This window comes from Gaiella sp. (assembly GCF_057140465.1).
Window position 1 is genome coordinate 14,640 of sequence record NZ_DBNHWK010000072.1, and the last position, 12,446, is coordinate 27,085.

Genomic DNA, 12,446 nt, shown 5'->3' on the forward strand with positions numbered 1-12,446 from the left:
GCCGGGCGCCCTCAGAGCATCGACTCGACACGCAGCAGGTCGTCGCGCGTCGTCACCTTGAGCAGGGCCGGGTCGCCCTCGACGACGAGCACCCTCCCGCCCCGCTGCTCGACCAGCGAGGCGCAGTCGGTCGCCCCTCCGAGATCACCCGCATACGCCGCCCGCAGCGCCTCGACCCGGAACGCCTGGGGCGTCTGCACCGCGACCAGGTGCGCCCGGTCGAGCGTCTCGACGACGAGGCCGTGCTCGACCCGCTTCACCGTGTCGGCGACCGGGAGGCCCGGGACGGCGCCGTCGACACCCTCGCCGAGCGCAGTGAGCAGCCGCTCGAGCACCTCATCGGTGACGAGCGGTCGGGCGGCGTCGTGGACGATCACGACGAGCGCCTCGTCCCCCACCTCGCCGAGGGCGATGCGCACCGACTCGGCCCGTGTCTCCCCTCCGGTGACGACGGCCGTCACCTTGCTCGCGACGAGCTCCTCGGCGAGGAGGATCGCCGGCTCCTCCCATCCCGGTGGGGCCGCGACGACGATCGCGTCGACCCAGTCGGAGGCGTCGAGGCGCTCGAGGCTCTCCGCGAGCAGCGGCCTGCCGGCCAGCCCGACGAAGGCCTTCGGCCGGTCCGCCCCGAGCCGCGCCCCGGCCCCGGCGGCGACGAGGATCGCCCAGGTCGACCCGGCGCCGGGCACGGCTCCGTCGGCGCGGACGACGCTCCGTCGAGCGCTATGCGCTCGCGGTCGCGGTCGCCACCTTCGCCCGCGCGCGCGACGACTTCTTGCCGCTCACGGGGTTGGCGAGGATCTCCTCGAGCCAGGTGTGCGCCTCGTCCTCCGACATGTCCTTCGCGTACATCAGCTCGGACGCGAGGATGCGCTTCGCCTTGACGTACATCTGCTTCTCGCCCGTCGACAGGCCCTTCTCGTGATCACGGAGGGCGAGGTTCCGGACGACCTCCGCGAGCTCGAGGATGTCGCCGGTCTTCATCTTGTCGCGGTTGTGCTTGAAGCGACGGTTCCAGTTCTTCGGCATCTCGGTGGAGCCCCCGCTGAGGGTCTTGACGACCACCTCCACCATCTGCTGGTCGATCACCCAGCGCAGACCGACGCGCTCGGCGTTCTCGGTCGGCACGTTGACCGTCATGTCGTTGTGGATGATGCGAATCGTGAGGTACTCGCGCTTCTGCCCGAGGACGACCCGCTCGTCCTTGCTCACCACGGTTCCCGCGCCGTGATGGGGATACACCACCTTGTCACCGACGTCGAACAAGCTGTCCTCCCCGATCGTGTCTGGATCACCTGTCTCACGAAAAGCGCCGGCTGCGAGGGCTGCCGGCGTTTTCGGACACCATTCTAGCGCAGTTCACAACACTTCCTTAACGGTTGTCGAACACGAGCCGCACCGAGGCGACGGGGCCGGAGCGCGCTCCACGGACGGTTCACCGGCATCGGACGGCGCCGTGTCTGATACCCCTTCCGGCCGATGAGCGCCGTGTCACCCGATGGGGCCGCCGACCTCGCAGATCGCGCGGCGTGGCTGGCCGACCGCCTGCCCGAGCCGCTGCGGCCGCTCGCGCGCGTCGCATACAACTACCGCTGGTCGTGGGCCCGCGACGGGGACGCCGTGTTCCGCGACCTCGATCCCTTCCGCTGGGAGCTGACCGGCCGCAATCCGACCCGTTTCCTCGCCGACCTCTGGCCCTCGTCGATCACCGACGCCGTGCGCGACGACGCCCTCGTCGCGCGCGCCGCCGCCCTCGCCACGGCAGTCGACGACGACCTGGCCCGCCCGGAGCGCCGGCGCCCGGGCATCGACGGGCCGATCGCGTTCCTGTGCGCAGAGTACGGAGTCCACGCGTCGCTGCCGATCTACTCCGGTGGGCTCGGGGTGCTCGCCGGCGACATCCTCAAGGAGGCGAGCGACCAGCGCCTGCCGTTCGTCGCCGTCGGCCTCTTCTACCGGCGCGGCTTCTTCCGTCAGCGGCTCGACCTCTCCGGGCGGCAGCAGGAGTACTGGGTCGTCAACGACCCGAAGAGCCTGCCGATGGCCCGCGTCAGCGGGCCCGACGGGAAGGCGCTCAAGCTCGCCGTCCACGTGTACGGGGGCCCGACGTGGTTCCAGGTCTGGCGCGTCGACGTCGGCCGCACGCCGCTCTTCCTCCTCGACACCGAGATCCCGGAGAACGACCCCGTCCGCCGTTGGACGACGCAGCGCCTGTACGAGGGGAACCGCGCGATGCGCCTCGCGCAGTACGCCCTGCTCGGCATCGGCGGCGTCCGTCTCCTGCAGGCGCTCGGGATCGAGCCGTGGGTGTACCACCTCAACGAGGGGCACCCGTCGCTCGGGGCGCTCGAGCTCGTCGCCCAGGCCGTGGCGGCGGGCGCGTCCACGGACGAGGGCCTCGCCGCCGTGCGCGACCGCTTCGTGGTCACGACGCACACGCCGGTGCCGGCGGGCAACGAGACGTACGGCGTCGACGAGATGCTCGCCGCGTACGACGACCTGCCGGGCCGTCTCGGCCTGGGCGTCGAGGGCTTCGTCGGTCTCTGCCGGGCCCGCGCGGACGACGCCGGCGAGGCCCCGGGGCTGACGCCGCTGGCCCTGCGCACGAGCCGGGCGCGCAACGGCGTGAGCCGCCTCCACGGCGACGTCGCGCGCCGGATGTGGCAGCCGATGTACCCCGAGGATCGCGTGGAGGACGTCCCGATCACCCACGTCACCAACGGCGCCCACCTCCCGACCTTCGCCTCGCCGGCGTTCGTGGAGCTCTTCGACCGACACCTCGGCGCCCGCTGGTGGGAGCGAGCCGCCGACCCGTCGGTGTGGGAGGCGGTGGGGCGGATCCCGAACGCGGAGGTCTGGGAGGCCCGGAACCGCGCCCGCCGCAGCCTCATCGAGTGGGCGCGCCTGAAGAGCCAGAACGACCGGCTGCTGCGGAACGAGCAGATCGACTACGTCAACGCGGCCGCGCGGGCCCTCGACCCGGATCACCTCACGCTCGGGTTCGCGCGGCGCCTCGCCACGTACAAGCGGCTGTGGCTGCTGACCTACGACGAGATGCGCACCGTGCGGATCCTCACCGGCGATCCCCCGGTTCAGCTCCTGATCGCCGGCAAGGCGCATCCCCTCGACGAGGGGGGCAAGGGCGTGCTCCAGGACGTGTTCAACCTCAAGAAGCACAAGCAGGAGATCGCCGGCCGTGTCGTGTTCCTCGAGGACTACGACCTCTCCGTCGCCACGCACCTCGTCTCCGGCTGCGACGTGTGGGTCAACCTCCCGCGCCGCCCGATGGAGGCGAGCGGCACGAGCGGCATGAAGGCGACCTTCAACGGCGTCCTCCAGCTGAGCGTCCTCGACGGATGGTGGGACGAGGGGTTCGACGGCGACAACGGATGGGGGATCCCCGGCACCGAGGACCCCGACCACGCCGTCATGGACGCCCGCGACGCGGAAGCGTTCTACGAGCTCCTCGAGCGCGAGGTGATCCCGCTGTTCTACGACCGCGACGGTGACGGCGTCCCGAACGGCTGGTGCGAGCGGATCAAGCGGTCGCTCGCGACGAACGCCTGGCGCTTCAGCGCGACGAGGATGCTCGACGAGTACGTGGAGCGCATCTACCCGCGGAGCTGACGCACGCGCCGAGTCTTCGGCGGCGCGATCGACAGGACGTGCCCTGCACGCGAGACTCGGGCCCCCGACCCGAAGAGGAACGCAGGTGGACACGGCCGGGCCCGTCGTCGTCCGCCGCGGCACCCGGTGCGCCCGCTCGCCGCAGCGCCGCGCCGAGCGCTCGTGACGGGGCGCTCGCGAACCGCGGGCGTTCGTGCGATCGTGCCGGTGCGTGCCGGTGTCGGCGCACGCGTCCGCATGAGCATCGTCTACGAGTCGATCCGGTTCCTCATTCGCCTCGCCGTCGGCGTCGTCGTCGCGATCGTGCTCGCGGTCGTCTGGGCCCTCGCCCGTGGCGGCGAGTTCGTCGACGCGCTGTCGATCGCCTGCTTCGTCGTCGGTGGGCTGACGCTGATGCTCGCCGCGGCGGGCTCGCCGTCGCGGCGCGACAGCATCTCGTGGACGCAGAAGTGGGCCTTCGGCGACGCCTTCGCGGCGAACCGTACGTCGGTGCCGGATACACGCCTCAGCACCGGGGCGGTGTTCGTCGGCGTCGCGATCTGCCTGATCGCCCTCGGCTTCGTGCTCGCCTAGCTCGCCGACGCGGCGGCCGCAGGCGCGCCGGGCTCGCCCACGGGCTCACCGAGCCCGGCGGCGATCGCCTCGCGGAGCGTCTCCGCGCCGACGACCCGCGGCGACGCGCGACGCCCACGCGTCCCGGCCGGGGCGACGACCGCGGACATGCCGAGCTTGCCGCACTCCTCCAGGCGTCGCTCGGCCTGGGAGGCCGGCCGCAGCCTCCCCGTGAGCCCGACCTCGCCGAAGGCCGCCATGCCCTCGCGGACGGGCGCGCCGCGCTGGGCGGACGCGACGGCGAGCGCGACGGCGAGGTCGGCACCCGGCTCGTCGATGCGGACGCCCCCGGCGACGTTGACGAACACGTCGGCGCTCCCGAGCGGAACGCGCGCGTGCCGTCCGAGGACGGCGACGATCATCGCCAGCCGCTTCGGGTCGACGCCCGTCCCGACACGGCGGGGCATCGCGAGGTCGGTCGGGGCGACGAGCGCCTGCACCTCGAGCATCAGGGGACGGGTCCCCTCGAGGGCGCAGGCGACCGCCGAGCCGACCTCTCCGGGGTGCGCGCGACCGAACAGCCGGGACGGGTCGGGAACCCCGACGAGGCCCTCGCCGGTCATCTCGAAGACACCGAGCTCGTTCGTCGAGCCGAACCGGTTCTTGATCGCCCGGAGGATGCGGTGCTCGTGGTAGCGGTCGCCCTCGAACTGGAGCACGCAGTCGACGAGGTGCTCGAGCACTCGCGGGCCGGCGACGGCGCCGTCCTTTGTCACGTGCCCGACGAGGATCGTCGCGACGCCCGCCTCCTTCGCGACGCGCAGGAGCCGCCCGGCCGCCTCGCGGACCTGGGCGACCGACCCGGGTGCGGAGCCGAGGTCGGACGCGTGCAGCGTCTGCACCGAGTCGACGACGCAGACGTCCGGCCGCTCTGCCTCGAGCGTCGCGCAGACGGCGTCCAGGTTCGTCTCGGCGAGGACGGCGACCTCCTCGGCCCCCGTGAGGCGGCGTGCGCGGAGCCGCACCTGCGCGACGGACTCCTCCCCGGTGACGAGGAGCCCGCGCCGGCCCGACCGCGTGATCGCCCCGAGCGCACTGAGCAGGAGGGTCGACTTCCCCACCCCCGGCTCGCCGCCGACGAGGACGAGCGATGCGGGCACGAGCCCACCGCCGAGGACGCGGTCGAGCTCGGGGACGCCCGTCGCGATCCGCTCCCCCTCCTCGACGCGGACGTCGCCGAGGCGCTCCGGCGCACGGGCGGCGATGCCCGGCGCAGCGCCGGGGCCACCGTCGCGCCCGGCCAGCTCCTCGACGAGCGTGCCGAACGCCCCGCACCCGGGGCAGCGTCCGAGCCAGCGCCCCGTGGTGGTGCCGCACTCCGAGCAGCAGAACTGGACGACGACCTTTGCCACGCTCCAAGGGTAGCGCCACGATCGGACGTCCGTCGTCCATCTGGACAACGAGTCCGTGACGCGACGCCGGCCGCCCGCCGGTCCATCGCCCCACGCGCCGCGGCTGCGGGCCGCGCTGCAGGTCAGAGGGGTCGGACGAGGAGCGCGCGGTCCTCGCCGGGCCCGTCGTAGTCCTCGACGATGCGCTCGACCTCGAAGCCGAGGGCGCGATGGAACGCAATCGACTCCTCGTTCCCGGGCCACGTGACGCAGTGGACGGAGCGGCAGCCGTGCTCTCCGGCGACCTCGAAGAAGCGCTCGTAGAGGCTGCGCCCGATCCCCTCGCCGCGGCGCTGCGGGTCGACCCCGACGAAGTGGATGTACGCCTTCTCCGGGTCGGTCTGGGACACGAACCCGCAGACGAAGCCCGCGAGCTGCCCGTCGTCGTCCTCGGCGACGAAGCTCGTCCCCTCGAAGTGCACGAAGAAGAGCTGCGGCAGCATCGGCGCCATGTCGCGGCCGCCCCACCAGACGTTCACACGGCCGATCACGCGGCCGTAGTCGGAGGGATGCGCGTGACGGATCGCGACGGCCATCGACGAGACGCTATCCGAGGTCGCCGACCGCCGGCGCCAGTGCCCGCAGGACGTCGAGCCCGAGAGGGTCGGAGTCGCGGCCGAGCGGCTGGATCGCAACGTGATCGGCGCCGGCGTCGAGATGGGCGCGCACCTGCTCCACGACCCGGCCCTCGTCGCCCCAGGCGACGAGGGCGTCCACGAGGCGATCCGAGCCACCGTCGGCGACGTCCTCGTCGCCGAAGCCGAGCGAGCGCAGGCTCTCGAGGTAGTTCGGCGTGTCGAGATACCACGAGAGCGCCGCGCGGCCGCGCTCCCTCGCCACCCGCGGGTCCGGCTCGATCAGCGCCTTGTGCTCGACGACGAGCACGCGGTCGGGGCCGAGGATCTCGCGGGCTCGCTGCGTGTGCTCGACCGAGACGAGGAAGCTGTGCGCTCCGTCCGCCCGCTCCGCTGCGAGGCGGAGCATCGGCGCTCGCAGCGCCGCGAGCACACGGCGGACGGGAGGCCGGGCCGAGGCCGTGCCGTCGGGGCTGACGAAGGGGTCGTCGTCCATCGCGTCGAGGAACGCCCGCATCCGTGACACCGGCTTCGCGTACGTGTGCCCGCGCGGGTCGACCTGGCGGGGATGGCTGACCCCGAGGCCGAGCAGGAAGCGACCGTCGTAGGCGTCCTCGAGGACACGTGCGCCGTTCGCCGCGGCGACCGGGTCACGGCCCCAGATGTTGGTGATCCCGCTCGAGATGCGGATCCGCTCGGTCGCGCCGAGCAGGACGGCGCCGTTGGTGAAGGACTCCCGGGTCCCGAGCCCCTCCGGGTACCAGATGCACGCGTAGCCGAGCTCCTCGATCTCGGCGGCCGCAGGCCTGGCGACGGCCGCGGGCGCGACCGCGAACGCGCCCATCCACACGCCGATCCGGCCCCCGAGGTCGATCCTCGCCTCCTGCACGTGCCCGACGATAGCGTGACCCGCGCGCGCCGCGCGCCGGGCCGTCCTCGGTCGCCCTCAGGCGCGCCGGAGAGCCGCGCGGGCTGCGTTCCAGCCGCACATCCCGTGCACCCCGCCGCCGGGCGGCGTGGACGACGAGCAGAGGTACACGCCGTCGAGCGGCGTGCGGTACGGCACGGGGCTCAGGACCGGCCGGGCGAGGAGCTGCCGCAGCTCGTGGCTGCCGCCGCTGATGTCGCCGCCGACGTAGTTCGGGTTGTGCGCCTCCAGCTCGGCCGTCCCGTGCACGGAGCGCTCGAGCACGACGTCGCCGAATCCCGGCGCGAAGCGCGCGAGCTGGGCCTCGATCGCGGCGACCGTGGCCCCCGTCGCCGTCGAGCCGTGCGGGACGTGGGTGTACGCCCACAGCGTGTGACGACCCTCGGGCGCGCGCGTCGGGTCGAACAGGCTCTGCTGTGCGACGAGCACGTACGGCTGCGTGGGGTGACGGCCCCGCGCGACCTCCTTCTCCGCCGCGGCGATCTCCGCGAGCGTGCCGCCGAGGTGCAGCGTGGCCGCCCGGGCACACTCCGCAGCGCGCCACGGGACGGGCTCCGCCAGCGCGTAGTCGACCTTCACGACCCCGGGCCCCTGCCGGTAGCGCTCGAGCGCCCGACGATAGCGCGACGGCAGCCGGTCGCCCGCGAGCGCGAGCAGCTGCCGGGGGGTCACGTCGAGCATCACGAGGCGCGCAGGCGGGAGCTCGGCGAGCGACGCGACGGGACGTGAGGTCTCGATCTCTCCACCGAGCGAGCGAAGCGTTGCGGCCAGCGCGTCGGCGATCGCCTGCGACCCGCCCCGCGCCATCGGCCAGCCGACCGTGTGGCCGAGGAGCGCGAGCACGAGCCCGAACGACGCGCTGGCGCTCGCGTCGAGCGGGAGCATCGCGTGGGCGGCGTTGCCCGCGAACAGCGCCCGGGCCCGCTCGCCTGCGAACGCCGACCGCGCGAGGCCCGCGGCCGAGCGGAGCGCCCGCGGGCCGAACCGCGCGAGGGCGATCGGATGACGCGGCGGCAGCGGCGGCGTCAGGATCCCCGCGATCACCGCGTCGGCGTCGCGCACGAACGGGCCGAGCAGACGTCGCCACGTCTCACCGTCCTCGCCGAGCCCGGCGGCGGTCTCGTCGAGCGAGCGCTCGAGCACCACCGCGGTGCCGTCGTCGAGCGGGTGCGCGAGCGGCGCGTCCGGGTGGATCCACTCCACTCCGTGCTCCTCGAGCGGCACCGACCGCAGGAACGGCGACGCCACGCCGAGCGGATGGATCGCGGCGCACGTGTCGTGGCGGAAGCCCGGGAGCGTGAGCTCCTCCGTCCGCAGGCCGCCCCCGATCGTCTCGCGCCCCTCGAGCACGAGCACCGAGCGGCCCGCGCGCGCGAGCGTGATCGCCGCCGCGAGACCGTTGGGCCCGGAACCGACGACGATCGCGTCGTGCATCCCGTGGACGCTACCGGCGGGCTACGTGCTCGGCCTCGTCATGTGCCGCGTCGAGTGGATCGCCACCGAGTGTCGCAGCGTCTTCGCCAGGAAGCTCACCGAACGGTGAGCGCCGTGGCGTCCGGCGCACGCCACGACACCTGACGGTCACACCGAGCCGTTCCGCCTTGCGCAGGTCGTACCGCCCGTCGGGGCTAGTCCGACGGTGCCGCGTCGTCGGCGGCGGGCTCGTCCTCGCCGTCCGCTCCGCCGTCGTCCGGGGCCCCGACCGCAGCGGGAACGGGCGGGCCGTCGACGATCCGGATCTCGACCTTCGCCTCGTCGGGACCGGGCTCGGCGCGGCGGTCGATGACGATCGTCGATCCCTCGCCGAGCTCCCGACCGAGGACGAAGTCGGCGAGCGGGTCCTCGATCAGGCGCTGGATCGCGCGGCGCAGCGGGCGGGCGCCCATCGCCGGGTCGTAGCCCTCCTCGACGAGCAGCTCCTTCGCCTCGTGCGTGAGCTCGATCGCCGCGCCGTGGGTCGCCATCTGGTCGCGCAGCCGCTTCATCATCAGGTCGACGATCTGGAGGATCTCGTCGCGCTCGAGCTTGTGGAAGACGATGATCTCGTCGATCCGGTTCAGGAGCTCGGGCCGGAAGACCTTCTTCAGCTCCCCCATCACGCGGCCCTTCATGTCCTCGTAGCTGAGGCCCTGCTCCTCGCCGATGTTGAAGCCGAGCGAGAGGTTCTTCGAGATCTGGCCCGCCCCGATGTTCGAGGTCATGATCACGATCGTGTTCCGGAAGTCGACCTTGCGCCCCTGCGCGTCGGTCAGCTTCCCGTCCTCCAGGATCTGCAGGAGGATGTTGAACACGTCCGGGTGCGCCTTCTCGATCTCGTCGAGCAGGAGCACCGAGTAGGGCTTGCGGCGCACGGCCTCGGTGAGCTGGCCGCCCTCGTCGTAGCCGACGTAGCCGGGCGGCGAGCCGACGAGCCGGGACACGGAGTGCTTCTCCATGTACTCCGACATGTCGACCTGGATCATCGCGTCCTCGTCGCCGAACAGGAACTCGGCGAGCGTCCGCGCGAGCTCCGTCTTCCCGACGCCGGACGGGCCGAGGAAGATGAACGAGCCGGTCGGGCGCTTCGGGTCCTTGATCCCGGCGCGGGCGCGGCGGATCGCCTTCGAGACGGCGACGATCGCCTGCTGCTGGCCGATCACGCGCTTGTGCAGCTCGTCCTCCATCCGCATCAGCTTCTGCGACTCGGCCTCGGTGAGCTTGAACACCGGGATCCCCGTCCACATCGAGACGACGTCGGCGATGTCGTCCTCGGTCACCTCCGGCTGCTCCTCGTCCGCCTCGTTCCGCCAGTTCTCCTCGAGCTCCTTGCGCTTCTGCGTGAGCTTCCGCTCCTTGTCGCGCAGGGCGGCGGCCTTCTCGAACTCCTGCGCCTCGATCGACGCCTCCTTGTCCGAGCGCACCTTCTCGATCTCCTCCTCGAGCTCGCGCCAGCGCGGCGGAGCGGACATCGTCTTGATCCGGAGCCGCGAGCCGGCCTCGTCGATGAGGTCGATCGCCTTGTCGGGGAGGTGCCGGTCCTGGATGTAGCGGTCGGCGAGGACGGCCGACGCGCGCAACGCGTCGTCCGTGATCTTCACCCGGTGGTGCGCCTCGTAGCGGTCCCGGAGCCCGCGCAGGATCTGCACCGACTCGTCGATCGACGGCTCCTCGACCCGCACCTGCTGGAAGCGCCGCTCGAGCGCCGCGTCGCGCTCGAGGTACTTGCGGTACTCGTCGAGCGTCGTGGCGCCGATCGTCTGCAGCTCACCGCGAGCGAGCGCGGGCTTGAGGATCGACGCGGCGTCGATCGCGCCCTCGGCGGCACCCGCGCCGACGAGGTTGTGGAGCTCGTCGATGAAGAGGATGATGTCGCCGCGCTGGGTGATCTCCTTCATCACCTTCTTCAGGCGCTCCTCGAACTCGCCCCGGTACTTCGACCCCGCGACGAGCGCGGCGAGGTCGAGCGTGTAGATCTGCTTGTGCTTCAAGAGCTCGGGCACCTGGTTCGACGCGATCCGTGCGGCGAGGCCCTCGACGACCGCGGTCTTGCCGACGCCGGGCTCGCCGATCAGCACCGGATTGTTCTTCTGGCGGCGCGAGAGGATCTGCATCACGCGCTCGATCTCGGTCTGACGCCCGACCACCGGGTCGAGCTTGCCCTCGGTCGCAGCCTTCGTGAGGTTCCGGCCGAACTGGTCGAGCAGCTTCGAGCTCTTCGACTTCTCGCCTGCGGGCGCCCCTCCGCCCTGCTGCCGCCGGCCCGGGCCGGAGAGCATGCGGATGATCTCGTTGCGGATCTTCTCCGCGTCGGCGTCGAAGTCGAGCAGGATGCGTGCGGCGACGCCCTCGTTCTCGCGCACGAGGCCGAGCAGGATGTGCTCCGTGCCGATGTAGTTGTGGCCGAGCGAGAGCGCCTCGCGCAGCGCGAGCTCCAGCACCTTCTTCGCACGCGGCGTGAACGGGATCTGCCCGGTCGTGACCTCGTCACCCTGGCCGACGATGCGGGCGACCTGGGCGCGCACCTCCTCCACCGTGATGTCGAGCTGCTCGAGCACGCGCGCGGCGAGGCCCTCCTCCTCGCGCAGCAGGCCGAGCAGGATGTGCTCCGTGCCGATGTAGTTGTGCTTGAGCGCGCGGGCCTCGTCCTGCGCGAGGACGACGACCTGCCTGGCACGTTCCGTGAATCGCTCGAACACGGCTCCTCCGACCCTCCTTTCCTCTCGACGCCCGCAGACTCCTGCGGGGCGCGTCGTAGGTACGGCCATGGTACCCCACCCGGCCCACGTACCCGCGCAGCCCGGTGCGGGCGCTAGTCTCCCCCCGGCGTGAGCGACGGAGCGAGCACGAAGTGCCTGGTCACCGGCGGAGCCGGCTTCATCGGCTCCTACCTCTGCGAGCTCCTGCTCGCCGAGGGCCACGAGGTCTGGGCGCTCGACGACCTCTCCACCGGGTCGCTCGAGAACGTCGAGCACCTCCGCTCCGACCCGCGCTTCCACCTCGTCGTGGACTCCGTCCTCTCGTGGCCGGTGGTCAACGAGCTCGTCTACAAGTGCGACGTCGTCTACCACCTCGCGGCCGCCGTCGGGGTGCGCCTGATCGTCGAGAAGCCCGTCGAGACGCTGGTCACGAACGTGCGCGGGACGGAGATCGTGCTCGACCACTGCCGCCGCTTCGGCAAGCGCGTGCTGATCGCGTCGACGTCGGAGGTCTACGGCGACCACCGGGAAGAGCGCCCCCTCAGCGAGGACGATCGACGGATCTACGGCCCGACGACGCAGCGTCGCTGGGCCTACGCGGACTCGAAGGCGATGGACGAGTTCCTCGCGCTCGCGCACGCGTCCGAGAACGACCTCGACTGTGTGATCGTCCGCCTCTTCAACACCGTCGGGCCGCGCCAGAGCGGGCAGTACGGGATGGTCGTGCCGACGTTCGTGCGGCGCGCGCTCGCCGGGGAGCCGATCGAGATCCACGGCGACGGCACGCAGACCCGCTGCTTCTGCCACGTCCGGGACACGATCCGTGCGCTCCACGGCCTGATGGAAGCCGCCCCGTCGGGCGAGATCTACAACGTCGGCTCGCAGGAGCGGATCTCGATCCGCGAGCTCGCCCGGCGCGTGCTGGGCCTGACGGAGTCGGACTCGGAGATCGTCCACGTCGCGTACGGGGACGTGTACGGCCAGGGGATCGAGGACATGCTGCACCGCATCCCCTCGATCGAGAAGATCGGCGCCGCGATCGGCTGGGCACCGACGCGGACGCTCGACGACATCCTCGCCGACGTGCTCGCGTACGAGCGCGCGGCCGCTGCCTAGCCCCGCCGCGCCGTCGGCACGC

The 12,446-nt window shown here is 72.2% G+C and carries 10 protein-coding genes; 3 read left to right on the plus strand and 7 right to left on the minus strand.

Annotated elements, in window-relative coordinates:
• Window positions 1–11 precede the first annotated feature (11 nt).
• Both ispD and AC162C_RS10840 read right to left on the minus strand, forming a co-directional pair.
• Window positions 12–689, minus strand: coding sequence for a 2-C-methyl-D-erythritol 4-phosphate cytidylyltransferase (gene ispD, locus AC162C_RS10835; RefSeq protein WP_484097561.1), 678 nt, complete (start codon window positions 687–689; stop codon window positions 12–14).
• Window positions 690–723: 34 nt separating this feature from the next.
• On the minus strand, window positions 724–1,266 hold the full coding sequence (locus AC162C_RS10840; protein ID WP_462974693.1) for a CarD family transcriptional regulator: 543 nt from the start codon (window positions 1,264–1,266) through the stop codon (window positions 724–726).
• A 213-nt stretch (window positions 1,267–1,479) separates the two neighbouring features.
• Between AC162C_RS10840 and glgP the strand changes: the two genes are divergently transcribed.
• Together glgP and AC162C_RS10850 are read left to right on the plus strand one after the other, a co-directional pair.
• On the plus strand, window positions 1,480–3,627 hold the full coding sequence (gene glgP / locus AC162C_RS10845; RefSeq protein WP_484097562.1) for an alpha-glucan family phosphorylase: 2,148 nt from the start codon (window positions 1,480–1,482) through the stop codon (window positions 3,625–3,627).
• A 237-nt stretch (window positions 3,628–3,864) separates the two neighbouring features.
• Window positions 3,865–4,200, plus strand: a complete 336-nt coding sequence (locus AC162C_RS10850; protein WP_484097563.1) for a hypothetical protein — start codon at window positions 3,865–3,867, stop codon at window positions 4,198–4,200.
• Here the strand turns inward: AC162C_RS10850 and radA are convergent.
• The 5 genes from radA to AC162C_RS10875 form a co-directional block, all read right to left on the minus strand.
• A complete protein-coding gene (gene radA / locus AC162C_RS10855; RefSeq protein ID WP_484097564.1) occupies window positions 4,197–5,591 on the minus strand; it encodes a DNA repair protein RadA in 1,395 nt (464 codons plus the stop codon). The genes AC162C_RS10850 and radA overlap by 4 nt on opposite strands.
• 122 nt (window positions 5,592–5,713) lie before the next feature.
• On the minus strand, window positions 5,714–6,166 hold the full coding sequence (locus AC162C_RS10860; protein WP_484097565.1) for an N-acetyltransferase family protein: 453 nt from the start codon (window positions 6,164–6,166) through the stop codon (window positions 5,714–5,716).
• A gap of 10 nt (window positions 6,167–6,176) precedes the next feature.
• Window positions 6,177–7,094, minus strand: coding sequence for a TIGR03620 family F420-dependent LLM class oxidoreductase (locus AC162C_RS10865; protein WP_484097566.1), 918 nt, complete (start codon window positions 7,092–7,094; stop codon window positions 6,177–6,179).
• A gap of 57 nt (window positions 7,095–7,151) precedes the next feature.
• Entirely contained in the window at window positions 7,152–8,567 is a 1,416-nt protein-coding gene (locus AC162C_RS10870) for a phytoene desaturase family protein (protein WP_484097567.1), read from the minus strand.
• Between the two features lie 194 nt (window positions 8,568–8,761).
• Window positions 8,762–11,308: an ATP-dependent Clp protease ATP-binding subunit gene (locus AC162C_RS10875; RefSeq protein WP_484097568.1), complete on the minus strand. Its 2,547-nt coding sequence runs from the start codon at window positions 11,306–11,308 to the stop codon at window positions 8,762–8,764.
• A 129-nt stretch (window positions 11,309–11,437) separates the two neighbouring features.
• On the opposite strand from AC162C_RS10875, the gene AC162C_RS10880 reads away from it, so the two are divergent.
• A complete protein-coding gene (locus AC162C_RS10880) occupies window positions 11,438–12,424 on the plus strand; it encodes an NAD-dependent epimerase/dehydratase family protein (RefSeq protein WP_484097569.1) in 987 nt (328 codons plus the stop codon).
• Window positions 12,425–12,446: the final 22 nt, after the last annotated feature.

Bases quoted from the DNA above. Each gene is read 5' to 3' on its own strand.
- glgP (WP_484097562.1), top strand. From the start codon at position 1,480: ATGAGCGCCGTGTCACCCGATGGGGCCGCCGACCTCGCAGATCGCGCG.
- AC162C_RS10850 (WP_484097563.1), top strand. From the start codon at position 3,865: ATGAGCATCGTCTACGAGTCGATCCGGTTCCTCATTCGCCTCGCCGTC.
- AC162C_RS10860 (WP_484097565.1), bottom strand. From the start codon at position 6,166: ATGGCCGTCGCGATCCGTCACGCGCATCCCTCCGACTACGGCCGCGTG.
- AC162C_RS10870 (WP_484097567.1), bottom strand. From the start codon at position 8,567: ATGCACGACGCGATCGTCGTCGGTTCCGGGCCCAACGGTCTCGCGGCG.